Raw genomic sequence first — 22,833 nt, 5'->3', positions numbered from 1 at the left:
ATCGATCAGCACCATCGACTTTCAGGAGCCCCATGTCCAGCGTCTTCGATCCGGCCGCGCCGACCGGCCTCGACCGACATCCGATTCCGGCCGCCACCGTCGTCGAACGCCTGCGCGCCGCCGTCGCCGGTGCCGCCCACACCCCCGGCGAGGAGGGGTATCAGCGCTCGGCGGCCGGATTCAATGCGGCGATCGAGCACGCGGCCGCGGCCGTCGTGGTGGCCAGCAGCGCCGCCGACGTGGCGGCCACCGTCCGCGTCGCTGTCGAGACGGGGTACACCATCGCGGTGCGGGCCACCGGGCACGGGGTGCTGCCGACACCCGCCGACAGCATCCTCATCGACACCACCCTGCTGGACGCGGTCTCGATCGACCGTGATCAGCGGACGGCGACCGTGGGCGCGGGTGTGCGCTGGCAGCAGGTCCTCGACGCCGCCGCCCCGTTCGGGCTGGCCGGGCTCGCCGGGTCCTCGACCAGCGTCGGTGTCGTCGGGTACACCCTCGGCGGCGGTCTGGGCCCGATCGCGCGCACCTACGGTTTCGCCGCCGACCATGTCACCGCCATGGAGGTGGTGACCGCCGACGCGACCCTGCGCCGCGTCACCCCCGACACCGAACCCGAACTGTTCCGGGCCCTGCTGGGCGGGGGCGCGGCCTTCGGCATCGTCACCCAGATGACGTTCCGGCTCTTCCCGATTCACACGCTGTACGCCGGTAGCCTCACGTACCGCATCGAGGATGCGGCGGTCGTGCTGCGGGCGTGGCGGAATTGGGTGGCCGCGGCGCCGGAGACGGTCACCAGTTCGGTCGCGATCCTGAATCTGCCGCCGCTGCCGGAGATTCCGGAACCGCTGCGCGGAGCCACCGTGCTCACCCTGCGCTACGCCCATGTCGGCGACGCCGCCGAGGGGGCCGCCCTGCTGGCCCCGCTGCGACCGGTGGCCGCGCCTTTGATGGACACCGTCGCCGAAATGCCTTACACGGCTTTGGCTTCCATCCACAATGATCCGACCCACCCGATGCCCGCGCTGGATCGGGGGACCTTGCTGCGGGAATTGCCGGACGCGGCGCTCGACGCCCTGCTCGGGGCGGTCGTGGGGGCCCCGATCGGCATGGCCGAGATCCGGGTGTTCGGCGGAGCGATCGCGCGAGAGTCGCAGTCGCACACTACGATCGCGGGTCGCCACGCGGCGTTCCAGGTCTTCGCGGTCGGCGTGCTCGCCCCGCCGGTCGCCGAAGTGGTTCCGGCCGCGCTCGACCAGGTGGCAGCCGCGATGGACCGGTGGAGTCTGGACGCCGCCACGCCGAACTTCGGCCTGAATCCGCTCGGCGGCTCGTCGGAGACCCTGGCGGCCTGGACCGAGCCGCAGCGCGCACGCCTCGTCGACGTACGCCGCCGCTACGACCCGGCCGGGGTGTTCGCCCCGGCCGCGCGCTGGAATCCGCCGGTGCGCTGAGCTCCGGTTTCCGCGCCGAGCGCCGGCGGGACCTGCCGCTGGTCGAGAGACCACGCGGGGTGCGGCAGGTCCCGCCACCCAACTTCTTACCCACCGGTAGGGTCTGCTGGCAGAATGACGGGGCGCTCCGGCGGCGGGTGCGTGAACAAGGAGGTTGCGCGTGGCATTCGGTGATTTTCAGAACGAGATCTACTTCAACGGGTTGCGCGGGGTGGTACCGACACTGCCGGTGAGCTACGCGGATCTGGCCGAGCGGGCGCGGGCGGCGATGCCGCCGTCGGTGTACTCGTACGTGGCGGGCGGCGCGGGCGACGAGCGGACCCAGAATGCCAATGTGGCGGCGTTCGATCGCTGGGGGCTGATGCCGCGCATGTTCGTCGGCGCGAAGGAGCGCGACCTGTCCGTCGAGTTGTTCGGGAGCACCTGGGCCGCACCGGTGTTCATGGCGCCGGTCGGGGTGATCGGGCTGTGCGCGCAGGACGGGCACGGGGACCTGGCGACCGCGCGGGCGGCGGCGCGCACCGGGGTGCCGATGGTGGCGTCCACGCTGACGGTGGACCCGATGGAGGATGTCGCCGCCGAATTCGGTGACACCCCCGGCTTCTTCCAGCTCTACACCCCCACCGATCGTGACCTGGCCGCGAGCCTCGTCGAGCGCGCCGAGAAGGCCGGATTCCAGGGCATCGTCGTCACCCTCGACACCTGGGTGACCGGGTGGCGGCCGCGTGACCTGTCCACCGGCAACTTCCCGCAGCTGCGCGGGCACTGCCTGGCCAACTACTTCACCGACCCGGTCTTCCGGGCGAGCCTGGCCAAGTCGCCCGAGGAGGATCCGCAGACGGCGATCCTGCGCTGGATCCAGGTCTTCGGTAATCCGCTCACCTGGGCCGACCTGCCGTGGCTGCGGTCGCTGACCAAGCTGCCGCTGATCGTGAAGGGCATCGGTCATCCCGATGACGCCCGCCGCGCCAAGGATCTGGGCGTGGACGGCATCTACTGCTCCAATCACGGTGGCCGCCAAGCCAATGGCGGGCTCCCGGCCCTGGACATGCTGCCGGGCGTGGTGGCGGCCGCGGACGGACTGCCCGTGCTCTTCGACTCCGGGGTGCGGTCCGGCGCGGACATCATCAAGGCGCTCGCGCTGGGCGCGTCGGCGGTCGGCATCGGACGGCCCTACGCCTACGGGCTGGCATTGGGCGGGGCGGACGGGATCGTGCACGTGCTGCGCACCCTGCTGGCGGAGGCGGATCTGATCATGGCGGTGGACGGGTATCCGACGCTGAAGGATCTGACACCGGACGCGCTACGGCCCGTCACCGTCTAGCGCGACGATCGGCACTGCGCCGAATTGCTGTGTCACTCCTGGATGCGACGGAAGGGCCGCTCCGCCTCCAGGGTGTAGGCCAGTTCGAGGAGGGTGCGTTCGTCGCCGTGCGCGGCGGAGAACATCATGCCGATGGGGAGGCCGTCGGCGGACGCGCCCAGGGGCAGCGACAGGGCCGGCGCACCGGTCACATTCGCCAGCGGGGTGTAGGTGACGTAGTTCAGCAGGCGCTCGAAGACCTCGTCGAAGGGCTGGTCGGGGCTCAGATAGCCCAGGTGCGGGGTCACGCTCGCCAGCACCGGGGACACCACGAGTTCGACATCGCGGAAGGACGCGGCGTAGGCCTGACGGATGCGGGAGAGCCGGTAGAGCACCGCAGGCGAGCGCAGTGCGGATCCGCCGAACCGCGCGGCCAGGCCACGGGTGAACGGGTCCAGGCGGGCGGCGTCGAAGGAGCGGTCGAGGGTGAGTTTGCCGGTGCGGCCCAACAGGAACGCCAGCATCGCCCAATAGGTGGCGAAGTCGTCGGCGAAGCCGCGATCCACCGGGTACGGGAGGGGACGCACCTCGTGGCCCAAACTCTCCAGCAGGGCGATGGTGTCGTCGTGGACGGCCCGGACCTGCGGGTCGAGCGGGGCGCCGGTGATGGGTTCGGTGAGCACCCCGATCCGCAGGCGGCGTTGCGCGGGACCTTCGACCAGGCCGACCGGCGGCAGCGACGGATTCCGCCAGAAGCGCTCGGCGGCAGCGAAATACGTGGCCGTGTCGCGGACGGTACGCGTGAGCACGCCCTCGGAGACGAGGTTGATCGGCATGGACCGAGCCTGCGGGCCGTCGATGTGGCGGCCCCGCGTCGGCTTCAATCCGACCAGCCCGCAGCAGGCGGCCGGGATGCGGATCGAGCCGCCGCCGTCATTGCCGTGCGCGATCGGCACCACGCCCGCGGCGACCATGGCGGCCGCGCCGCCCGAGGACGCGCCCGAGGAGTATCCCGTGGCCCACGGATTGTGTGTCGGTGCGGCATCGGCGAATTCGGTCGTGGCGTTCAGCCCGAACTCCGGCAACGTGGTCTTCCCGAGCACGGTCATCCCGGTGCTGAGGAACTGTTTCGTGAAGGGTCCGTGCGCTTTCGCGGGCCGCGCCCGCCACGCCGCACTGCCGTGCTGGGTCGGCATTCCGGACACGTCGGTGTTGTCCTTGACGTACGTCGGCACACCGTAGAGCAGCGCGTCCCGCTCGCCCGACACCATTGGCGTATCCAGATCCACCACCAGCGCGTTCAACTCCGGATTCACCCGAGCCGCCCGCTCCCGTGCCGCCTTGGCCACTTCCGCGGCACTGAGCTCCCCCCGCCGGATCAGCGCGGCGATCCCCACGCCGTCGTGCTCACCCAACGCGTCATCGGTGAACGCATGAACTCGCGTTGCCATGATCCGGGCCTCCTCATCGACTCTCCCGACTCAGCCCGACCGTACCCCCGGACTGGTCGTACGAACAGAAGATGATGGCCGGACGCCGGTTCATGACCGGTTCTGCACCGGAATGTCCGGTTCTGCACCCCACCGGTCGCATCATCGGGGCCGATGCTCGCGCACGCGGGCCACGCCCGCCGTGCCCGAGACACGAAACCCTGCGGTGACCTCGGGAAGCGGCCAGACTGTGCGCATGGTTCTGGTGCCGGGGGCGGTCTTCGCCGGATTCACGATCGAAGCGCTGCTCGGCAGCGGCGGCATGGGTGAGGTCTATCGCGCACGCCATCCGCGCCTGCCCCGGCACGTCGCGATCAAGGTCCTCACCGATACCGCGGCCCGCGACGCGTCCTTCCGTCTGCGATTCGATCGGGAGGGCGCGCTGGCGGCCCGGGTCAACCACCGCAATCTCGTCACCGTCTACGACCGTGGCATCGACGGCGACCGGCCGTGGATCTGCATGGAATATGTTCCCGGCCAGGATGTCTCGGCCCTGATCCGACGTCGCGGCGGCGTCCCGCACGAGCAGGCCGTCTACATCGTCGGCCAGGCCGCACTGGGCATCGACCACGCCCACCGCCAAGGGCTGTTGCACCGCGACATCAAACCGGCCAACATCCTGCTCGCCCCCGGAGACCCCGGCGAAGGCGACCGAGTCCTGGTCTCCGACTTCGGCATAGCCCGCAGCCTCGACGAGTCGCGGGGCCTGACCAGCACCGGCGGCGTCGTCGCCACCCTCGCCTACGCACCGCCCGAAGCCTTCACCGGCGAACCCCTCAGCCCGCGCGCCGACATCTACGCCTTGGGCGCGACCCTGTTCGAGATGCTCACCGGCTCGGTCCCCTACCCCCGCACCACTCCCGCCGCGATCATCCACGCCCAGCTCAGCGCGCCCCCACCGCGGCCGAGCGACCTGCGCCCCGACCTTCCGCGCGGCTTCGACGAGGTCATCGCCCGAGCCATGGCCAAAGATCCGGCCCACCGCTTCGCCAGCGCACGTGAGCTGGCCGAGGCCGCCACCGCGGCTCTGCGCGCCGCACCACGACCGGCACCGGCGCAATCGTTCGCCACTCCTGACGCGACCACCCTCGCGAGCCATCCGCCGCAACCCGATACCTCTGCCGCCCAACAGGTTTCCAATGCGCGATCACCCGACACCAGGGACGTCGCGTGGGCCGGGTACCCAGCAGGGGCCGCGCCGCCACCGATGTCCCCGGCCGTCGTCCCGGCACCAGCCGCGCCGGAACCGCCGCGCACGTCCACCGGTATCGGGCCGGAGCGTCCGGCCCCGAAAACGGCTCCGCCCGAGCGTTCTTCGTCGTCCCGCCGCACTGGACGACGGATGATTGTCGCGGGGGCCACGGTCGCGGTGGTCTCGGCGGGTCTCGCCGGGCTCGGCTTCGGCTACCACGCGATCCGTTCGCAGTACTACGTCGGCGTGGACGGCGAGAAGGTGGTCGTGTTGCGGGGATCGCCCGGCACGGTTGCCGGTTTCACCATCCGGGAAGTGGACGGGGTGGCGTGTGTGGATCGGAACGGCGGACTGAGACAGATGTCGGTTGGGGACACGTTTCCGACCGGATGCGTCGCACTGAGGCGCTCCGACCTTCGAGAATCGGCGCGCGCCGACGTCGAGAAGGGTCTGCCGCCGGGCGACAGGGGCGCGGCGATGCAGGCCATGCGGACGCTGGTGGAAACCCAGCTGCTGCCGCCCTGTGATCGCGCGGCGTCGCCCGGGTCGGGTGCGCCGCTCGCGCCGCCGACCACGACCACGGTCCCCGCGCCGACGCTGGGCGTTCCGGCCACCACGGCGGTTCCGGTCACGAGCGGCCAGAACTGCCGGGCCGTCAACTGAATTCGACTACGAGCCCGTAGTGTGCCCGCTGACCGCTATGCGTCGGTTCGGGCCGGGAAGACCGCGAAGGTGCCCAGCGCCTTGGCGACGAGGCGACCCTCGTTCCGGATCTCCGACTCCAGGGCGATGACGCGCTTGCCCCGGTTGATCACCCGGGACTCGCACTCGACCACGCCGCCGCGCACCGCGGCGAGGTAGACGATCTTCACCTCGATGGTGGCGCAGGATTCCCCTTCGCCCAGAACGCAGTACACCGCCGCGCCCATGCCCTGGTCGGCCATCGAATACATGGCCCCGCCGTGCAGCACGCGATGGGGATTGAGGTGTTGGGGCGCGACCGTGAGCCGGCAGACGCTGCGCGCACCGTCGCGGTCGAACTCGACCATGTCCAAACCGATGAGCGCACCGAAGCCCCCATCGAGATTCACCGAGGATTCCACAAGGCGGACAGCTTAACCGAGGGGATCGACCGGCCCGCGCCGGTCGATCATCGCGCGGCTACCGGTCGAGGTCGAGACCCTTCAGCGCCTCGATCAGGAATTCGTTGACGGCGTCGGGGCGTTCGAGCTGGACCAGGTGGCCCGCGCCCGGCACATCACGGACCTCGCGCAGGTCGGTGACATTGGCCCGGAGCGTGGCCAGGGGGTCGCGGCCGGAGAAGCCCTCCATGTCCGGGTCGTTCTCGCCGTAGAGGAAGTAGGTGGGGACTTCCACCTTGGCGTCGGCGTAGGCCTCGGTCAGTTCCCAGTTGCGGTCGAGGTTGCGGTACCAGTTGAGGCCGCCGGTGAAGCCGGTGCGCTCGAAATCGGCGACCAGGGTGTCGAATTCGGCCTGGGACAGCCACGGCCAGGGCAGGGCGGGGGCCTGCGGGAGGACGTCGAGGTAGCCGAGCCCGGGCGGGTTCTTCCAGGTGTCGAGGTAGTGGTAATCGCCGGAGAGCGAGTAGTAGACCCGGGCCAGGAAGCCGCGCGGGTCGGCGGCGAGTTCGGCATCGGCGACGCCGGGGGTCTGGAAGTAGGACAGGTGCAGGAAGTGACGTTCGGCCGCTTTGGTCCAGAAGGCCGACGGCGGGCGCGGGGGCCGCGGGGCGAACGGGTTGTTCAGGACCACGACGCCGGCGACCCGTTCGGGGGCGCGCAGGCTCAGTTCCCACACCAGTTGCGCGCCGAAGTCGAGGCCGACGAAGACGGCCTTGTCGGCGCCGATGTCGTCGAGCAGGGCCGTCAGGTCGCCGATGACGGCGGCGTTGGTGTAGGCCTCCGGGTCCGCGGGGGCCTCGGTGCGGCCGTATCCGCGCAGGTCGGGGGCCAGGGCACGGTAGCCCGCGGCGGCGACCGCGTCGAGCTGGCGGTGCCACATGTACCAGGTGTGCGGGAACCCGTGACAGAACACGACCGGGAAGCCCTCGCCCTGATCCGCGACGTGCAGGCGGACCTCCCCGGTGTCGATCGTCCGATGCGTCAGTTCCACTCCGCCTCCAATTTCTAGAACACGTTCCTATTTCAAGGTAATGTCCAGAGGTCGTGAGCGAAATACCCAAGATTCTCGCCGGAACGGTCGCGGTGGTGACCGGGGCCAGCCGGGGCATCGGCAAGGGCATCGCCCTGGAGCTGGGCGCGGCCGGGGCGACCGTGTACGTCACCGGGCGCACCGTCACGGCCGGGCACCTGCCGGGCACCGTCGCCGCGACGGCCGCCGAGATCGACGCCCTCGGCGGGCACGGGGTCGCGGTGGTCTGCGATCACCGCGACGACGCCGCGGTGGAGAAACTCTTCGCGCAGATCCGCGACGAGCAGGGCCGCCTGGACGTCCTGGTCAACAACGTCTACAACTCCCCCGCCTCGGCGCGCTGGATCGGGCGCAAGTTCTGGGAGGTGCCGCCGAAAGCCTGGGACGAGGGCTTCGACATCGGCGTCCGATCCCATTACGTGGCCAGCGTCTTCGCCGCGCCCCTGCTCATCGAGTCGCGGGGTCTGATCGTCAGCGTGTCCTCCCCCGGCGCGGTCCGTCACATGCACAACGCGGTCTACGGGGTCGGCAAGACCGCCGTGGACCGGCTCACCGCCGACATGGCCCACGACCTCGAGGGCACCGGCACCACCGCGGTGTCGATCTGGCCGGGCATCGTCAATACCGAACTACTGCAGATGGTTCCGGCCGACGCCCAGGGCCGCCGCCTGGTCACCCTGCCCGGCGAGGGCACCTTCGACCTGGATCAGGCCGAGACCCCGCACTTCGCCGGCCGCGCCGTCACCGCCCTGGCCGCGGACCCGGATCGCCTGGCGCGCACCGGGAAAGCCTGGAAGGTCGCCGACCTGGCCGAGGCGTACGGCTTCACCGACATCGACGGCCGCGTCCCGCGCGCCGACTAGACACCCGAATTACGTTCCCGAAGAACAGGAGTGGACAACCCAATGCGACGCGTTTTCGTCGTCGGCGTGAACATGACGCCGTTCGTCAAGATCGGTTCCCGCGAGTGGAGCTACCCGGAGATGGTCGCCGAGGCCGTCAACGGCGCGCTGAAGGACGCGGGCGTCACCTATGACCAGGTGCAACGCGCCGCGGTCGGCTACGTCTTCCAGCCCTCGGCCGCCGGTCAGCGGGCGCTCTACGACATCGGCCTGACCGGCATCCCGGTCGTGAACGTGAACAACAACTGCGCGACCGGCTCCACCGCGCTGATGTTCGCCCGCGAGTGGGTCGCCTCCGGCATCACCGATGTCGCCCTGGCGGTCGGCTTCGAGCAGATGACCAAGGAGGCCATGGCGGGCCCGGCCACCAAGCCGAAGGTCACCACGGTCGACCACCACGTGAAGGTGAACAAGGAGCACTTCGAGTTCTCCGCCGCGCCGATCACCACCCAGTTCTTCGGCAATGCCGCCCTCGAGCACATGAAGCGCTACGGCACCACCCCCGAGCAGCTGGCCGCGGTCGCGGTGAAGAACCACCAGCACTCGACCAACAACCCGCTCGCGCAGTTCCAGGACGCGTACACCCTCGAGCAGGTGCTCGGCGACAAGCCGGTGCACGGCCCGCTGACCCGCTCGCAGTGCTCACCCATGTCCGACGGCGCGGCCGCCGCGGTCGTGGTGAGCGAGGAGTTCGTGAAGGCCAACGGCCTCGAGGGCCAGGCCATCGAGATCCTGGCCCAGGAGCTGGCCACCGACGACGGCACCTCCTTCTCCACCGGCTCCATGATCGACGTGGTGGGCGCGCCCATGACTCGCGCCGCGTCGTCGAAGGTGTTCTCGCGCGCCGGGATCACCGTCAACGACGTCGACGTGATCGAGCTGCACGACTGCTTCTCCATCAACGAGCTCATCACCTACGAGGCGCTGGGCCTGTGCGGCGAGGGCGAGTCCGGAGCCCTGGTCGAGTCGGGTGCGACGACCTACGGTGGCACCTGGGTGGTCAACCCGTCCGGCGGCCTGATCTCCAAGGGCCACCCGCTCGGCGCGACCGGCCTGGCGCAGTGCACCGAATTGAGCTGGCAGCTGCGCGGACTCGCGGGCGACCGTCAGGTGGCGGGCGCGCGCACCGCACTGGCGCACAATCTGGGCCTGGGCGGCGCGGTCGTCGTCACCCTGTACGCGGCCCACACGGCGTGACCATCGGATGAATTGAGAACCCCATGAGTGCAATCGATCCCGACACCATGCTGCGGCTGCCCGTGCACAACGGGCACGCCCTGGTGGCCGGGCTGAAGCGGCATCGCAACCGTCCGGTGCTCACCCTCGGCGACCACATCCTCACCGGCGGTGAGGTGCTCGACGGCATGAGCCGCTACATCGACGCCTTCGCCGAGCACGGCGTCACCACCGGCACCCCGGTCGGTGTCCTCGCCCTGAACCGGCCCGAGGTGCTGTTCACCATCGGCGCGGGTCAGATCGTGGGCTCGCGGCGCACCGCGCTGCACCCCATCGGCGGCCTGGACGATCACGCGTATGTGCTTGCCGACGCGGGCATTTCGACACTGATCCTGGACCCGGTCCCGGCGTTCGTGCAGCGCGCCCGCGAACTGGTCGACATGGTGCCGACGCTGACCAAGATCCTGGTACTGGGTCCGGTGCCCGAGCAGCTCGCCGACGTCGGCGTGGATCTGCTGGCCACCGCCGACAAGTACGAGCCGCGGGCGGTCGAGGCGACCGAACTGCTGCCCTCGGATGTCATCTCGATCAGCTACACCGGCGGCACCACCGGCAAGCCCAAGGGTGTCATCGGCACGGCGCTGACCATGAACACCATGACGCAGATCCAGCTCTCCGAGTGGGAATGGCCCAAGCAGCCGAAATTCCTGATCTGCACGCCGCTCTCGCATGCGGGCGCGGCGTTCTTCCTGCCGGTCGTGCTGCTGGGCGGGCAGTGCGTGGTGCTGCCGCGATTCGACGCGGGCGAGGTGCTGCGCGCGATCGAGGAGCACAAGATCTCGGCGACCATGCTGGTGCCGTCGATGCTGTACGCGCTGCTCGATCACCCGGACTCCAAGACGCGGGACCTGTCCTCGCTGGAGACCGTGTACTACGGCGCGTCCGCGATCGACCCGAATCGGTTGCAGGAGGCCATCGATCGGTTCGGGCCCATCTTCGCCCAGTACTTCGGGCAGTCCGAAGCGCCGATGGCGATCAGCTACCTGGGCAAGGACGAGCACGACAAGGCGCGGCTCACCTCGTGCGGCCGGCCCTCCACCGCGGTGCGGGTGGCGTTGCTCGACGGTGAGGACAAGCAGGTTCCCCAAGGCGAGGTCGGCGAGATCTGTGTCTCCGGGCCGCTGCTCGCGGGCGGCTACCTGAACCTGCCCGAGGTCACTGCGGACACCTTCAAGAACGGGTGGCTGCGCACCGGTGACCTGGCGCGTCAGGACGAGGACGGATTCCTGTTCATCGTCGGGCGTTCCAAGGACATGGTCGTCACCGGCGGGTTCAACGTGTTCCCCCGTGAGGTGGAAGACGTTGTCTCCGAACACCCCTTGGTGCACGAGGTCGCGGTCGTCGGTGTGGCGGACCCCCAGTGGGGTGAGGCCGTGACCGCGGTCCTGGTGCTCGACGCGGCCACCGCCGCCGATCCGGCCGCGGTCGAGACCGTCACCGCCGAGATCCAGGCCGCGGTCAAGCAGCGCAAGGGTTCGGTGCAGGTGCCCAAGCACGTGCTGGTCATCGAGCAGCTGCCGCTGACCGGTCTGGGCAAGCCGGACAAGAAGGCGATCCGGGTCCTGGCGGCCGAGCGCCTCGGCATCGCCTGATCCCCCGCGGGCGTCCGGCTAGGCGAACCTGCGGGTTCGGATCAGCCGGGCGCCCCGTCGGGCGCTGTCCACGCCCGCCTCCACCACGGCACGGGTCACGAAGTGGCCCAACGCCGTTGCCACGAACACCGCGGCGATCAGCACCGGGGCCCAGTTCCAGCTCAACGCCAGCATCATGCGGTCGAAGGTGCCGCGCGGCTGCACCACCGGCTCCCACGAGTTCAGCCGGACCCAGCGGCCCAGGAAAACGCCTACCGCGCACAGCAAATGGACGGCGAGGGTCACCGGGGTCCGCCACGCGGCCAGTCCGCGCGCCACCAGGAATCGGCCCATCTCGGCCAGCACCAGGTAGTAGGCGACGAATCCGGACACGATGAACACGCCGTACACCGGCAAGATCGTCGTCACCACAGGGCCGTTGCCCGCGGCGCGGATGTCGTCGCGCAGATGCACCAGATCGGTCACCACGTACGGCGCGTTCGGCAGGAACAGCAGCAACAGCACGACACCGGCCCACCAGAACGGCGAAATCGGTAGTCGTCGTTCATCTTCGGGCGGGCGGCGGAACACCAGCAGCGCCAGCGCCACCGGGATCCAGGCCAGCACGGTGTTCCACACCATCCAGAACAGATTGCGGTCCAGCACCCCCGCGAGGCTCGGCGCGACCGTTTTCACCGGGTCCATGCGTTCATGATGCCTTGTGCGGCGCGCCTCGTCCCGCGTGTCGAGGACGCCGCCCCGGCAACACGCCCGCGATCGACGCGCCCGTGATTCTCTCGAAACTCTGGTCGACAGGTGGCGACCAGCTGTTTTACGATCGTATTATGCGGCCGTGGGATATGAGATTCCAGAGTGGGCCCTCGACGTCGCGGCCCGGCTCGGTGTCGCGCCGGAGGAGGTCCTGCGGGTCCTGACCGGACCCGGCCGGCGCTGGCCGCGACCGGTGCGCGGGACGGGCGGACTACCCGCCCTCATGATCATCGGCCGCACCGGCGCCGGGCTGCCGCTCGCGGTGGTGGTTCGCCCGCTGTCGCAGTGGGACCAGCAGGTCATCGGCGTCCGGCCGGTGACCGGACGGCTTCTCGCCCAGTTCGAACAATGGGAGGCGGACCATGAGTGACCATCCGGACCAGGGGTACCCGAACACGGCGGCCGAGGCGCGCGATTTCCTCGACAGCCTCACCTTCGACGAGGACGCCCCCGAACCCGACCTCCCCGGCCCCGACACCCCCGTCACGGTGCTGCGCACGGTCCGGCTCCCCTACGCCATGGATCAACGCATCCGCGCCGAGGCCGACCACCGCGGCGTCAGCATGTCCGACCTGATCCGCGACTTCCTCACCATCGAGCTGGCCGCCCTCGACGACGACACCCCCATCAGCCGCGCCGACGCCCGCCGCGCGCTGTCCGCCGCCTTGGCGAATCTCTCACCGGTCCACGGTCATCGGAGCTGACATGACGAATCGCCCGGGCACCTTCGCGGGCGCCCGGGCGATTACGGAAGCTGTGGACCTAGGAGAATTTGATTTCGAGGCCGATCCCCAGAATGGAGATCAGCCAGATCACGCCGAGGAAGATGGTGATCCGGTCGAGGTTCTTCTCGACGACAGTGGAGCCCGACAGGCTCGACTGCACTCCACCACCGAAGAGGCTGGACAGACCTCCGCCCTTGGCGCGGTGCAACAGCACCAGCAGCACCAGCAGCACGCTGGTGATAACTAGGAGGATATCCAGGAACATCCGCATTCCAGGGAGTATAGGTGGTCGTCAGGGGTGCTTTTGACCAACCCCCTGGTGAGGGGCACGTTCATCGGGCGTGCCCCGGCCCGTCACCGACCGTCCCGCGATGTCCCGCAAAATTGTGGCACGAGATCTGACACTGCACGCCCCACGATGTTCCGGAAGCCAAGGCGCAGAACAAGATCATTCCGCACCAGACAGGGCGGCTGGACGCACTTCTCAACAGTTCGTTCAGCAAATATTCCGCAATGCTCGATGGCGCGCCGCACGCCAGTATTCGCAGCTATGTTGCGAATACTGGCCCGCAGCCGATCACTTCCGCTTCTCGGTAACCCAGGCCGCGATCTGGCTTCTCGATGTGAACCCGAGCTTGCTCAGGATGCGCTCGACGTGGCCCTGGGCTGTGCGGGGCGAGATCACCAAGGTGGAGGCGATCTCCCTGTTGGTCAGTCCCTTCGTGACCAGGTCGGCGACCTCGGTCTCGCGGCGGGTCAACACCGGTGCGTCCGAGGTCGCGGGGGGCTCCTCGGCAGGGCCGTCGCCGAGCGCGTACGCGATGGATTCGTAGAAACTCATGGCGGTTCCGGCGCGGAACGCGTCTTGGTAGGCGCGGTTGCCGAGTGCTTCGCGGGTGAGCTGCTCGCACTCGTCGTGGTTGTCGAGCAGGTTCGGGAGGGTCACCGAGATCCTTCCGACCGTCTGCGCGAGCGTCGCCGCTGCGCCCATCAGGACGGCGGCCCGGGTCGACTGGTCCTCACGTATCGCGGCCCAGGCCAACGACTCGAGGCACCAGCCCGTCACGACCGGATCCTTGACCCGCCGGAGGAGCCGCAACGCCGATTCCACGAGGGCTGTTGCCCGATCGGTGTCCCCCGCCCGCAGTGCTGCCAGCGCGAGAGCCCACGACGAGTACGCACGGTAGACGGACTCACCGCGCGGTGCGGTGATCGCAAGCACCTGCTCATGGCAGGCGACCGCGGTCTCATCGTCCCCTGACAGTCCGCTCGCGATCGCCAGGCCGAGAATCCCGCCTATCGATCGTGCGATCTGGAGTCCGGTCCCGGTCAGGTGGGAGCCGGCGGCGGGTGCGCCGGCGAGGGCCGACCGGAACCGCTCGACCGCCGCCGCGAGGTCTCCGGTGAACATCGCCAGATATCCTCGAGCGTAGTTCGCGATCTCGATCGACTCCGCGCGCCCCAATTGCTCTGCGAGCGAACAGCATTCCACCGCCCGAGCCGCGGCCTCGTCGAGTTGACCCTGCATCCCCGCGAACAAGGAGTCACCGTACAACGTCTTGACGCGTTCCTCGGCCCCCGCGGTGTCGGAGCCGTTGAGGCAGCGGCCCATCCAGTGCCGGGCTTCCGTCAACAGACCCCGGCACTGCCAGAACAGCCACAAGGCGTTCACCATGCGCGCGGTGACATCCGGGTCGGTGGCGACGACCGATTCGGTCATACTGAACGTCAGAGCCCCCCGCAGATTCGGCTGCTCCCGATCGAATCGCTCGATCCAGCCCGCCTGGTCGGGGCCGATCCAGTCGATCTCGGCCCGCTTGACCAACCGCTCGTACCACGAGAGGTGCCGCTGCCGCGCCCGGGAAAGATCGCCGGATTCGCGCAGTTTCTCCCTGCCGTAGTCGCGGATCGTCTCGGCCATGACCAGGCGAACGACGTTGCCGACCTGCTCACGGCTCAGGATCGACTTGTCCACAAGCGATGCCACCGTGTCCAGGAGGTCGTCTCCGACCACCTCCTCGGGACAGACGCCCTCGGCCGCGTCGAGCTCGAATCCGCCCACGAACACCGACAGCCAGGCCCACAGCTGCTGTTCCTGCTCGGTGCACAGTTCGTAGCTCCAGTCCACGCACGACCGCAACGTCTGCTGCCGGGTGGGCGCAAGCCTGGAACTGACGGTGAGCAACTGGTACCGGTCGGTCAGCCGTTGCAGGATCTGGCCGGCGGACAACACCCGGATCCGCACCGCCGCCAACTCGATCGCCAACGGAAGCCCTTCCAGCCTCCTGCAGATCCCCGCCACCTCAGCACAATTGGCCTCACTGAGGGCGAAGTCGGGCACTGACGCGGCCGCCCGGGAGGCGAACAGTGACACCGCCTCGTACTGGGGCATCGCCTCGAGCAGCGGAGACTGGTCGTCCGGAACCGACAACGGTGGAACCTGCAACATCTGCTCCCCATCCATCCCGATCAGCTCCCGGCTCGTCGCCAGGATCCGCACCCCGGAACACGCCCGAAGCAGCGTCTCCACCAACTCCGCGACAGCACCCAGCAGGTGCTCGCAGTTGTCCAGGACCAACAGCGCCTTCCTGGTCGAGAAGTGATCGATCAGCAGTTGGGACAACGACCGGCCCGGTTGATCCGGCAGTCCGAGCGCGGCGGTCACGGTCTCCGCCACCAGAGCGGGATCGTGCAGTTCACCGAGTGGAACGAACCACACCCCGTCGGCGAACGACCGCCGGGAGTCCTCCGCGACCCGCATCGCCAACCGGGTCTTTCCCACGCCACCGGTGCCCGTCAACGTCACCAACAGCGAGGTCGCCAGCAACCGCCGCGCCTCGGCCACCTCCTGGCGCCGACCGACGAAACTCGTCAACTCCAGCGGCAGATTCCCGGGCGCTGCCTTCACGGACGTCTGCATCGAGCAAGCCCTCCTGTCGCCGCCAACCTGGTTCGAACGCTACCCCTCAGGGGCTTCCGACCAGCCGATCGTCGCCATGTCGTTGCCCGAGTTGAAACGCGGTGGGGATTCACTGGTGCACCGCGGCCGCACAACAGCCTTATCGCCGAGTCATGCAGGCGTCTTCTCGAAACGTGTACTCACCGGGATGACTACCGAGCATCGGTGGTGCGCGTCGAGCCAAGGACGGGCGCGACCATCGTAAAGAACGTTCGGTCCGCATATCCCGCGTCACCATGCTGGCGTTTATGAATTAGCTTGCCTTACAAAACATTTCGTGATCAACAGTTGAAACGCAGTGACCGCGGCGAGCGATCCCGCAAGTACGTTGCATCTTGCGACTACCAAAGGAGCTCATCGTGATCGACTTCGACGTCCAGGCGATCGTGGCCTATCTCGCCACGGCGGCAGGAGTTGCCGGCGCAAAGTGGGTCGACCGTCACTTCGATCTAGCCCTCACGTCGCTGACCGATCTCGTCAGCCGCAAGATCGGCATCCAGTCGGTTACGCAGCTTCAACAGAACCCCGACAGTGTGCGGTCACGAAACCAGATGGCCGAGGCGATCGCCCGCGAAGCCGCGACGGATGAGCAGTTCGCCCACAGGCTCACCGAGATCCAGCAGAAACTCGACGGCCTCAACGGACGGGCAATGATCGTCGCCTTCGACAACTCGGTTTCCACCGTCACGTTGACGGGGAACACCGGCATGGCCGCGGGAAAGGACATCAACCAACACATCAACAACCACGTCGATGTGCCGTCCCCCGACGACATGTCCAGGGCGCCCATGTGGACACGGACGCTCTTGTGGGTCGGTACGGTCATCGCCGTCATCGGCTGGTTGACCATGATGTTCTCGATGCAATCCAGCGGCCACCCCGCCGATGGAGCAACCGGATTCGCCGTCTTCGCCATCGGTGGGGTGATCGCGATGTTCGGACAGCTCGGCGCCCAGACATCCACGCCGCGGCGGAGACGCTGATCCGATACGCCGGACCAGGTCGTCGCATGTCGTAGAAGCACGCGACGAGGTGCGGGCGGGCGCGCAGCAATCAGCCCTGGCCGGGCCCGATTCGATCGATCATGGCCGATCAACCGCCCACTCGGGACTGTAATCACGGTGGTCGGACCAGAGGGCGGCGATCGCGCGCACGGCCGGGCAGGGCCAGGCCACCGGGCCGCGGTCGCCGGGGTCACGGCATACCGAGCATCGGTGTTGCGCGTCGGGCGTGTGCTCGCTGACGATCAGCCGCAGCACGGCCAGGTGCCGCAGCGTCTGCTTCGGTGTCAACGTGCCCGGTACGAACACCGTCGACGGGGCGGAGCGGCTGTGCTTGGGCCGTACGAGGCGCACCCACTCGTATTTGATCTCGCGACCGGAGTCCCGGAAATCGTGCTCCAGGCTCACCGCGAACTCGGCGGCTTCCTGCTGCCGCTCGAGCCGCCGGGCGATGAACTGCTCGATGGTCATCATCGCCGGACCATCCAGAGTGCGGTCGCGACCACGACCAGAGCGGCCCACAAGACCCAATACAGCGAGGACGCGTCTGTGGCGACCAGCACCGCGGCGGCGACGGTGAGCACTACGACCGTGGAAGTGCGCATGATCGATTGTCTCTCACCACGCCCGGTTTGCCGCGAAGGCCCGGCTTCATCTCCATCAAGCGCGCTCGGAGATCGCTGAATGCGTACTGCCATAAGGGGATCCAGCCGCGGCCATACGGCTGCACCAGCGAGTGACGCCGGTCATATTCGAGTGAAACATGAGTCATTCACTTTTCGGGCTCAGTAGCGTTCCGGGCTGGCCGAAATCATCGGCCAGGGGAACAAGGCGTTCTACCAAAAATGGGGAGTTAACAAGTGAAGAAGACCTGGTTGGCACTGCTGGTCGCGGTGCTTTCCATTCCCGCCGCGGGGGGGATTCCCGCCGGCGCCGAACCTGCCGCGCCCGCACCGACGATCTCGGTGGATCGGGCACAACCCGGGCGTGGCATCCCGGACGTCTATGTCGTCTCCGTAAAACAGGGGGCGAACATCGACGACGTCTTGTCGCAAGCGAAGATCAAGGAAACTCGCGTGAAGTCGGCCGCACTGCGGTCCTTCGCCGCGAAGCTGACGAAGCCTCAAGTCGAAGCGTTGCAAAGGAATTCGTCGGTCGAAATGATCCTCGAAGACCGGGTCGTAACGTCCACCTCGAGCATCGAAGGCTATACCCCGACCGACGAACCGGGCCCCGGGTGGGCAACTGACCGAATCAATCAGGCCGCGCTGCCGCTGGACGGAAGCTACACAACCAATGCCACCGGGGCCGGCGTCACGGCCTACGTCATCGACGGTGGAATCGATGTCAATCACCCGGACTTCGAGGGGCGAGCCTCTGAGGGCACGTCCTTGGTCGACACCGCGCCTACCCCCAATTGTGGGGGATACCAGCACGGCACCGGCGTCGCAGGTGTGCTGGGCGGCGCCAAGTTCGGCGTGGCAAAGAAGGTCAAACTGGTCTCCGTCCGTACGACGGGGTGCGACGGGGGTGCCTCCCTTTCAACCGTTTTGGCCGCCGCGGCATGGGTGGGTGCGAATCACCAGAAGCCTGCCGTTGTCAACGTGTCATTCAATATCAACGGGACCGGCTCCCTCGAAGATATCGCCACGGCGACGATTCTTCGCGGGGTTTTCAACGCGCTTTCCGCCGACCTTGGACTGTTCATCGCGAACTCCACGTCCAATCGCAACCTTGACGCTTGCATGGGTGCCCCAGCCGATGCGGCGGGGGTGGTGGCTGTCGCACACACCGACATCGACGACCGCGCTGCCGACAGCGCGGACTGGGGACCCTGCATTCAGCTGTATGCGCCCGGACGGAACGTCCCCTTCCCAGCCATCGGTAGCGGCTTCGTGAAGTCCAGCGGCTCATCATTCGCCGCGCCGATGGTCGCCGGCGTCGGGGCGCTGTACAAGTCCGCGTACGGCGACGCCCCCTCGCAGACGGTCACGAACTGGATCAAGGACAAATCCACCAAGGACGTAGTGAAGCCCAAGCTCAACCCCTACCCGAACCCCAATGTCATTCCCACGCCCACGGTGAACCGACTGCTCAACACCGGCGGCCTGTAACCGTCACCCGATGACAGTGCGCCGTGCCCGGCCTCGAGCACGGCGCACTGTCACATCGCCACGCCGCACCCGTGGCGAGCAGCACTGCGGCGGCACCATTTACAGCCGCGGGTCGTACACGAGCTCGAATCCGCGCAACCCCTGCGAGTCACCCGTCGCCAGGAACTCCCTCCCGGCGACCTCGCTCACCGGGAGGTCGCAGTCGCGCGCGATCTCGGCCGCCGACAGGATCATGGGCTCTCGACCGGTATGCCAGGGGGTGACCGCGTAGGCCTGATCGCCACAGGTGAGAATCACTCGCAACACGGCCCGACCGTCCGGCTGCACCTCGTACGTACGCGCGGGCTTGTTCCAATCCCACAACTCGCTCATGCCACCGATCCTTCACCCACAACGTCTTTCGGCCACCGTCTTCCGATCAATTGCCCAGGCGGCGAGCTGATTGAGCCTGGTGTGGTTCCGGAGAGCTAGGCGACCCCGCCCGGTGAGCCGTAGTAGCACCACTCGTCGTCACAGGATTCGAGACTGTAGGCAACGACTTGCTGGTGGCCCTCCGGGCCCTCTACTTCGAGGGCTGTGGGCTCACAGTCGCTGCAGTCCGCGGCGTCCGCAGCTATGGAAGCCGGCGGCTGGGATGCTTCGCTGCCTGCCCGGCGCCGCCGAAGAAGCGACGCGGTTTCGACTACCTTGCCGGTGTCGTCCACCGTGCGGACTTCCATCCTGACCGCCGTCGTGGTCGTCGTAGTGCCATCCTCGTTGCGGACAGTCCGTACGGTCCATTCTGGGTTGGGCGGATACTTCAGCGACATCGCACACGCTCCTTCGAATCGACCGATAGTGGTTGGTTCGCCGCATTCCATTTTTCGCCAACTCGTCATCGTTGTTGCTGTTTCCGCCGGAGTGTCGGGGTTTCCACGACCGGCCGTCCCCGACCGGGCCGGAACCTTCCACTTTCACCGCCGCTCAATCGCGCGCGGTGTAACACCGTGACTGTTCGATCGAGCCGCTCGGGCTCGGCGGCGGGACTCGAATCGACTGTGGCGCAGGCAAATCGCACCGCTGCCGCGTGAAACCGAGCGCGGTGGCCGGTGTGGCGATAGGGTCGCGACGTCGGATGAGGAGTTCACATGAGAGCGATTGCCGTAGCTGCGCTGTCCCTTGCTGTGCCGCTGCTGGCGGCTTGCAACCCCGGGGGCGAGACGACATCGAGTCCAGCGTCGCCGACGTCGGCCTCAGCGGATTCGGTGCACTGTGATGCGAAGGCGTGGCCGGTGGCCATGCCGGATCTGCGGGGGCAGCGCCTCGACGCGGCGCGGGCCGGCGACGCGGCGTGCTTCCTGATCGCCTCGGCTACCGCGCCCGACGGACGCAACGTCCTCGACGGCCAGGACAACTCGGCATGGGTCGTGAAAGATCAGTCGCCTGATCCTGGCGCGTTGGTCGCCGAGAAGCAGCCGATCACTGTGACGGTCAAGTCGGCCGGCGCGAAATAGGCTTTCCCGCCGCGCAAACCGACGGTCGCCGGCGTCGGCAGCCTCGAGTGACGTAGGTCGGAGTCGAACCGACGTGGTTCCTGAGTGAAAATCAGGCTGCCCATCCCGACAGAGCAACTACGCCATGAGTCCGGCCGGATGGAATCGAACCACCTGTGCCCGAAGGCGGGAGGTTTACAGCCTCCGTGCACACCATGTGCTCAACCGGTTGGTGGCGGTGGTCGGATTCGAACCGACGACCTGTGGGTTATGAGCCCACCGCGCTAACCTAACTGCGCTACACCGCTCCAACGATCCGCCATTCGGCGGACCCTGCGGAAGACAGAGAACTCGAATCCCAAGCCCTGAGGCTCAACACCGTTAGCAACGGGTTCCGGCCGGCCCGACCGGTTTATCTTCCATCGCGGAAAGTTGAGGAGTCGAACCCCCGGGACACAATGCCCGCCTCCGGTTTTCAAGACCGGCTGGCCCCCACAGGCCGGAACCTTCCATTCTCACCGCGCTCGGTTGAGTTTGCGGTGTAATCACATTCGCAGGAGGGCTGAAGGCTCGCAACTGAATTTCACCCGACCGGTTTGCCGGGAAGGTCGGGGTTGTGGGGACGGATTGTGCCAAGGGGTTGCTGAAAGGTGTACAGGCGCGGGGAAATGGCGCAGGGTCGGTCGGCATGAAAGGCCATGTTGTGCGATTGCTATGTCGCAGCGTTCCCGTTGTCGCCGCTGCCGCGGTTGGGGCGGCGTTGATGTCTGGTTGCGGACCGGCGTCGTCGTCACCTGCCGGCGTTGCCAGTACCTCGCCGACCTCGGTGCAGACGACCACTACCCTTGCTCCGCCTACCAGTACGACGACGACCACGGTGACGACGTCGGAGGTCGCGCCGTTGAGCACGTCGACGGAGGTCGCGCCGCCTCCGGCGCCGGTGCCGTTCGTTGCCCCGGCGGCACCGCCGACCGCAGTGCAGCCACCGGCTGTGGCGCAGCCGCCCGCACCGGCTCCCGCGCCCCAGACGACCAATGCTCCGTCGGTGTATTACGGCAGTTGCGCTGAGGCCAAGCGGGCGGGAGCCGCGCCGCTTCGGCGGGGTGATCCCGGTTATCGCTCCGGGCTCGATCGCGACGGTGATGGGATCGCCTGCGAGAGATAGGTTTCGGGGAACCGGCGGTCGTCTCGGCCGCCGGGGATCGGGATTTCACAAGGAGCGACGGACGTATTCCTTGAGTGAATCCCTCACGAAGGCCGCGCAGTCCGGGTTGCCGTAGGCGGCGGCGTAGCGGTCGTCGTCGGCGTACATGTCGGCCATGGCGGTGACCATCGCGATGGAGCGGTCTCGGTCGCCGTCGGCCAGGGGCGTTCCGGGGATGGCGCGGAACCAGGCGATGTGGCGGGCGGCTTGGGATTGGGCGTGGGCCGAGTCGGGTGTGTGGCCGGATTTCCAGGTGGTGATCCAGGTGGCGATCATGTCGTCGAGGTCGCGTTTCCAATCGCGTTGTTGTTGCAGGGATTTGGCGTGCCACCACTGGTTGCTGGCTTCGAAGGCGGCTTCGCCCCAGCGGGCGATGACGTCGTCGCGGTAGGGGTCGTTGAAGCCTTCGAGCATCATGCGCAGGGAGCCTTCGGCGCCGGCGCGGGTGTCGAGGGTGTGGCGGAGGGCCCGGATTCGGGTGTCGATCCGGGCCCGTTCGGCTTCCAGGAAGCGCAGGTGGGCCTGTAGCGCCGCGTCCTCGGCATCCGCGGGGTCCTCGTCGGATGCGCGGTCGAGGATTTCGGCGATGGTCGGCAAGCTCAGGCCGAGTTCGCGCAGCAGGAGGATGCGTTGGAGGCGGGAGACCGAGTCGGTGTCGTAGTGGCGGTAGCCGTTGTGGCCGACTCGGGCGGGTGGGAGGAGGCCGATCTCGTCGTAGTGGCGCAGGGTGCGGCTGGTGATGCCGGCGCTGTCGGCCAGTTGCTGAATCGTCCACTCCATGAAGGTCTCCCGTCAGTGTTTGCCGACCCAGTCGCCCTCGAAGGTGGCCGCCCATTCCTTGGCGTGGTCGAGTTCGGCCAGGCGGGGTGCGGTGAGGATGACGCGGTTGCCGTCGGGGTCGGTGATGGTGATATCGCTGGTGTACCACGCGGTGTCGGTGGGGCCGGTGATCGTCACGCCGGGGAAGGCGTGCTCGCGCAGGGTCGAAGCGAGGGTCGCGAGGTCCTCGCCGCCCGCGGAGAAGCTGACGGTGGTGCTGCCGGGGACGGGGTCGCCGGGGACGAGCAGCAGGTCCTGGTACTTCATGCGGCGCAGGTGCACCACGACGGGACCGTTGTCGCCGGGAATGGTTGCCAGCGCGATGAATCCGGCGGCCTCGTAGCACGCCGTGGTGGCGGCGATGTCGCGCACCTGGAAGGTGGCGAACATGGGCATGGGGTAGATGGTGCGGTCGATGTCGGGGTGTTCGCTCATGGGCTCGACG

24 protein-coding genes and 3 tRNA genes are annotated in these 22,833 nt (G+C 68.0%); 12 read left to right on the top strand and 15 right to left on the bottom strand.

The features are described 5' to 3' along the window. Positions 1–32: 32 nt before the first annotated feature. Complete coding sequence (locus tag ACFRAQ_RS12525; protein ID WP_379098069.1) at positions 33–1,457, top strand: FAD-binding oxidoreductase; 1,425 nt, start codon at positions 33–35, stop codon at positions 1,455–1,457. A 160-nt stretch (positions 1,458–1,617) separates the two neighbouring features. Further along, complete coding sequence (locus ACFRAQ_RS12520; RefSeq protein ID WP_379098066.1) at positions 1,618–2,781, top strand: lactate 2-monooxygenase; 1,164 nt, start codon at positions 1,618–1,620, stop codon at positions 2,779–2,781. Between the two features lie 32 nt (positions 2,782–2,813). Here ACFRAQ_RS12520 and ACFRAQ_RS12515 read toward each other — a convergent pair whose 3' ends face one another. Beyond that, on the bottom strand, positions 2,814–4,211 hold the full coding sequence (locus tag ACFRAQ_RS12515) for an amidase (RefSeq protein ID WP_379098063.1): 1,398 nt from the start codon (positions 4,209–4,211) through the stop codon (positions 2,814–2,816). A gap of 235 nt (positions 4,212–4,446) precedes the next feature. On the opposite strand from ACFRAQ_RS12515, the gene ACFRAQ_RS12510 reads away from it, so the two are divergent. Then, entirely contained in the window at positions 4,447–6,105 is a 1,659-nt protein-coding gene (locus ACFRAQ_RS12510; protein ID WP_379098059.1) for a serine/threonine-protein kinase, read from the top strand. A gap of 35 nt (positions 6,106–6,140) precedes the next feature. On the opposite strand, the gene ACFRAQ_RS12505 is transcribed toward ACFRAQ_RS12510, so the two are convergent. Together ACFRAQ_RS12505 and ACFRAQ_RS12500 are read right to left on the bottom strand one after the other, a co-directional pair. Next, positions 6,141–6,533: a PaaI family thioesterase gene (locus tag ACFRAQ_RS12505; protein WP_379098056.1), complete on the bottom strand. Its 393-nt coding sequence runs from the start codon at positions 6,531–6,533 to the stop codon at positions 6,141–6,143. A 70-nt stretch (positions 6,534–6,603) separates the two neighbouring features. Then, on the bottom strand, positions 6,604–7,575 hold the full coding sequence (locus tag ACFRAQ_RS12500; RefSeq protein ID WP_379098053.1) for an alpha/beta fold hydrolase: 972 nt from the start codon (positions 7,573–7,575) through the stop codon (positions 6,604–6,606). Positions 7,576–7,628: 53 nt separating this feature from the next. Between ACFRAQ_RS12500 and ACFRAQ_RS12495 the strand changes: the two genes are divergently transcribed. Genes ACFRAQ_RS12495 through fadD8 form a run of 3 tightly spaced genes read left to right on the top strand, consistent with a single transcriptional unit; the run spans position 7,629 to position 11,344 of the window. Continuing rightward, entirely contained in the window at positions 7,629–8,477 is an 849-nt protein-coding gene (locus tag ACFRAQ_RS12495) for an SDR family NAD(P)-dependent oxidoreductase (protein ID WP_379098050.1), read from the top strand. 42 nt (positions 8,478–8,519) lie between these two features. Then, the gene (locus ACFRAQ_RS12490) at positions 8,520–9,713 is read left to right on the top strand and encodes a beta-ketoacyl synthase N-terminal-like domain-containing protein (protein WP_379098048.1); all 1,194 of its coding nucleotides are present in this window, start codon (positions 8,520–8,522) and stop codon (positions 9,711–9,713) included. A gap of 23 nt (positions 9,714–9,736) precedes the next feature. Continuing rightward, positions 9,737–11,344, top strand: a complete 1,608-nt coding sequence (gene fadD8 / locus ACFRAQ_RS12485) for a fatty-acid--CoA ligase FadD8 (protein WP_379098045.1) — start codon at positions 9,737–9,739, stop codon at positions 11,342–11,344. 18 nt (positions 11,345–11,362) lie between these two features. Here the strand turns inward: fadD8 and ACFRAQ_RS12480 are convergent, their stop codons facing one another. Then, positions 11,363–12,028: a DUF1361 domain-containing protein gene (locus ACFRAQ_RS12480; RefSeq protein ID WP_379098042.1), complete on the bottom strand. Its 666-nt coding sequence runs from the start codon at positions 12,026–12,028 to the stop codon at positions 11,363–11,365. Positions 12,029–12,176: 148 nt separating this feature from the next. Here ACFRAQ_RS12480 and ACFRAQ_RS12475 point away from each other — a divergent pair, with 148 nt between their 5' ends. Beyond that, positions 12,177–12,464: a hypothetical protein gene (locus ACFRAQ_RS12475; protein WP_357286315.1), complete on the top strand. Its 288-nt coding sequence runs from the start codon at positions 12,177–12,179 to the stop codon at positions 12,462–12,464. Continuing rightward, positions 12,457–12,798 (top strand): hypothetical protein, encoded by a 342-nt coding sequence (locus tag ACFRAQ_RS12470; RefSeq protein ID WP_357083123.1) that lies wholly within the window; start codon positions 12,457–12,459, stop codon positions 12,796–12,798. The genes ACFRAQ_RS12475 and ACFRAQ_RS12470 overlap by 8 nt, the downstream gene beginning before the upstream one ends. A 58-nt stretch (positions 12,799–12,856) precedes the next feature. Here ACFRAQ_RS12470 and secG read toward each other — a convergent pair whose 3' ends face one another. Both secG and ACFRAQ_RS12460 read right to left on the bottom strand, forming a co-directional pair. Continuing rightward, entirely contained in the window at positions 12,857–13,090 is a 234-nt protein-coding gene (secG, locus tag ACFRAQ_RS12465; RefSeq protein ID WP_154789531.1) for a preprotein translocase subunit SecG, read from the bottom strand. A gap of 306 nt (positions 13,091–13,396) precedes the next feature. Next, positions 13,397–15,739 (bottom strand): ATP-binding protein, encoded by a 2,343-nt coding sequence (locus ACFRAQ_RS12460; protein ID WP_379098037.1) that lies wholly within the window; start codon positions 15,737–15,739, stop codon positions 13,397–13,399. 398 nt (positions 15,740–16,137) lie between these two features. On the opposite strand from ACFRAQ_RS12460, the gene ACFRAQ_RS12455 reads away from it, so the two are divergent. After that, the gene (locus tag ACFRAQ_RS12455; protein ID WP_379098034.1) at positions 16,138–16,761 is read left to right on the top strand and encodes a hypothetical protein; all 624 of its coding nucleotides are present in this window, start codon (positions 16,138–16,140) and stop codon (positions 16,759–16,761) included. A 99-nt stretch (positions 16,762–16,860) separates the two neighbouring features. Here ACFRAQ_RS12455 and ACFRAQ_RS12450 read toward each other — a convergent pair whose 3' ends face one another. Together ACFRAQ_RS12450 and ACFRAQ_RS12445 are read right to left on the bottom strand one after the other, a co-directional pair. Beyond that, positions 16,861–17,253 (bottom strand): DUF6221 family protein, encoded by a 393-nt coding sequence (locus ACFRAQ_RS12450; protein WP_379098031.1) that lies wholly within the window; start codon positions 17,251–17,253, stop codon positions 16,861–16,863. Beyond that, on the bottom strand, positions 17,250–17,384 hold the full coding sequence (locus ACFRAQ_RS12445) for a hypothetical protein (RefSeq protein WP_379098028.1): 135 nt from the start codon (positions 17,382–17,384) through the stop codon (positions 17,250–17,252). Before ACFRAQ_RS12445 ends, ACFRAQ_RS12450 begins: the two co-directional genes overlap by 4 nt. A gap of 255 nt (positions 17,385–17,639) precedes the next feature. Between ACFRAQ_RS12445 and ACFRAQ_RS12440 the strand changes: the two genes are divergently transcribed. Beyond that, positions 17,640–18,893, top strand: coding sequence for a S8 family serine peptidase (locus ACFRAQ_RS12440; protein WP_379098025.1), 1,254 nt, complete (start codon positions 17,640–17,642; stop codon positions 18,891–18,893). A gap of 99 nt (positions 18,894–18,992) precedes the next feature. Here ACFRAQ_RS12440 and ACFRAQ_RS12435 read toward each other — a convergent pair whose 3' ends face one another. Beyond that, entirely contained in the window at positions 18,993–19,265 is a 273-nt protein-coding gene (locus ACFRAQ_RS12435) for a hypothetical protein (RefSeq protein ID WP_379098022.1), read from the bottom strand. Between the two features lie 95 nt (positions 19,266–19,360). Then, entirely contained in the window at positions 19,361–19,702 is a 342-nt protein-coding gene (locus ACFRAQ_RS12430; RefSeq protein ID WP_379098019.1) for a hypothetical protein, read from the bottom strand. 462 nt (positions 19,703–20,164) lie between these two features. Between ACFRAQ_RS12430 and ACFRAQ_RS12425 the strand changes: the two genes are divergently transcribed. Then, positions 20,165–20,386, top strand: a complete 222-nt coding sequence (locus tag ACFRAQ_RS12425; RefSeq protein WP_379098016.1) for a PASTA domain-containing protein — start codon at positions 20,165–20,167, stop codon at positions 20,384–20,386. A 48-nt stretch (positions 20,387–20,434) separates the two neighbouring features. On the opposite strand, the gene ACFRAQ_RS12420 is transcribed toward ACFRAQ_RS12425, so the two are convergent. The 3 genes from ACFRAQ_RS12420 to ACFRAQ_RS12410 form a co-directional block, all read right to left on the bottom strand. Further along, a tRNA-Glu gene (locus ACFRAQ_RS12420) sits at positions 20,435–20,510 on the bottom strand. Between the two features lie 85 nt (positions 20,511–20,595). Next, positions 20,596–20,673 (bottom strand) — tRNA-Met (locus ACFRAQ_RS12415). A 117-nt stretch (positions 20,674–20,790) separates the two neighbouring features. Beyond that, positions 20,791–20,876 (bottom strand) — tRNA-OTHER (locus tag ACFRAQ_RS12410). A 177-nt stretch (positions 20,877–21,053) separates the two neighbouring features. Between ACFRAQ_RS12410 and ACFRAQ_RS12405 the strand changes: the two genes are divergently transcribed. Beyond that, positions 21,054–21,530 (top strand): excalibur calcium-binding domain-containing protein, encoded by a 477-nt coding sequence (locus ACFRAQ_RS12405; protein ID WP_379098013.1) that lies wholly within the window; start codon positions 21,054–21,056, stop codon positions 21,528–21,530. A gap of 45 nt (positions 21,531–21,575) precedes the next feature. On the opposite strand, the gene ACFRAQ_RS12400 is transcribed toward ACFRAQ_RS12405, so the two are convergent. Together ACFRAQ_RS12400 and ACFRAQ_RS12395 are read right to left on the bottom strand one after the other, a co-directional pair. Beyond that, positions 21,576–22,349, bottom strand: a complete 774-nt coding sequence (locus ACFRAQ_RS12400; protein WP_379098010.1) for a MerR family transcriptional regulator — start codon at positions 22,347–22,349, stop codon at positions 21,576–21,578. Positions 22,350–22,361: 12 nt separating this feature from the next. Continuing rightward, positions 22,362–22,823 (bottom strand): VOC family protein, encoded by a 462-nt coding sequence (locus ACFRAQ_RS12395; protein WP_379098007.1) that lies wholly within the window; start codon positions 22,821–22,823, stop codon positions 22,362–22,364. Positions 22,824–22,833: the final 10 nt, after the last annotated feature.

This window comes from Nocardia sp. NPDC056611, assembly GCF_042792755.1.
In the GTDB taxonomy this organism is placed as follows: Bacteria; Actinomycetota; Actinomycetes; order Mycobacteriales; family Mycobacteriaceae; genus Nocardia.
The sequence above is the reverse complement of the archived record's forward strand: the minus strand, read 5'-3'. Positions and strand labels throughout refer to the sequence as shown.

Excerpts from the sequence above, each read along its gene's own strand:
- ACFRAQ_RS12525 (WP_379098069.1), top strand. The coding sequence starts at position 33 with ATGTCCAGCGTCTTCGATCCGGCCGCGCCGACCGGCCTCGACCGACAT.
- ACFRAQ_RS12515 (WP_379098063.1), bottom strand. The coding sequence starts at position 4,211 with ATGGCAACGCGAGTTCATGCGTTCACCGATGACGCGTTGGGTGAGCAC.
- ACFRAQ_RS12510 (WP_379098059.1), top strand. The coding sequence starts at position 4,447 with ATGGTTCTGGTGCCGGGGGCGGTCTTCGCCGGATTCACGATCGAAGCG.
- ACFRAQ_RS12490 (WP_379098048.1), top strand. The coding sequence starts at position 8,520 with ATGCGACGCGTTTTCGTCGTCGGCGTGAACATGACGCCGTTCGTCAAG.
- fadD8 (WP_379098045.1), top strand. The coding sequence starts at position 9,737 with ATGAGTGCAATCGATCCCGACACCATGCTGCGGCTGCCCGTGCACAAC.
- ACFRAQ_RS12480 (WP_379098042.1), bottom strand. The coding sequence starts at position 12,028 with ATGGACCCGGTGAAAACGGTCGCGCCGAGCCTCGCGGGGGTGCTGGAC.
- ACFRAQ_RS12470 (WP_357083123.1), top strand. The coding sequence starts at position 12,457 with ATGAGTGACCATCCGGACCAGGGGTACCCGAACACGGCGGCCGAGGCG.
- secG (WP_154789531.1), bottom strand. The coding sequence starts at position 13,090 with ATGCGGATGTTCCTGGATATCCTCCTAGTTATCACCAGCGTGCTGCTG.
- ACFRAQ_RS12460 (WP_379098037.1), bottom strand. The coding sequence starts at position 15,739 with ATGCAGACGTCCGTGAAGGCAGCGCCCGGGAATCTGCCGCTGGAGTTG.
- ACFRAQ_RS12450 (WP_379098031.1), bottom strand. The coding sequence starts at position 17,253 with ATGATGACCATCGAGCAGTTCATCGCCCGGCGGCTCGAGCGGCAGCAG.
- ACFRAQ_RS12445 (WP_379098028.1), bottom strand. The coding sequence starts at position 17,384 with ATGCGCACTTCCACGGTCGTAGTGCTCACCGTCGCCGCCGCGGTGCTG.
- ACFRAQ_RS12435 (WP_379098022.1), bottom strand. The coding sequence starts at position 19,265 with ATGAGCGAGTTGTGGGATTGGAACAAGCCCGCGCGTACGTACGAGGTG.
- ACFRAQ_RS12430 (WP_379098019.1), bottom strand. The coding sequence starts at position 19,702 with ATGTCGCTGAAGTATCCGCCCAACCCAGAATGGACCGTACGGACTGTC.
- ACFRAQ_RS12405 (WP_379098013.1), top strand. The coding sequence starts at position 21,054 with ATGAAAGGCCATGTTGTGCGATTGCTATGTCGCAGCGTTCCCGTTGTC.
- ACFRAQ_RS12400 (WP_379098010.1), bottom strand. The coding sequence starts at position 22,349 with ATGGAGTGGACGATTCAGCAACTGGCCGACAGCGCCGGCATCACCAGC.
- ACFRAQ_RS12395 (WP_379098007.1), bottom strand. The coding sequence starts at position 22,823 with ATGAGCGAACACCCCGACATCGACCGCACCATCTACCCCATGCCCATG.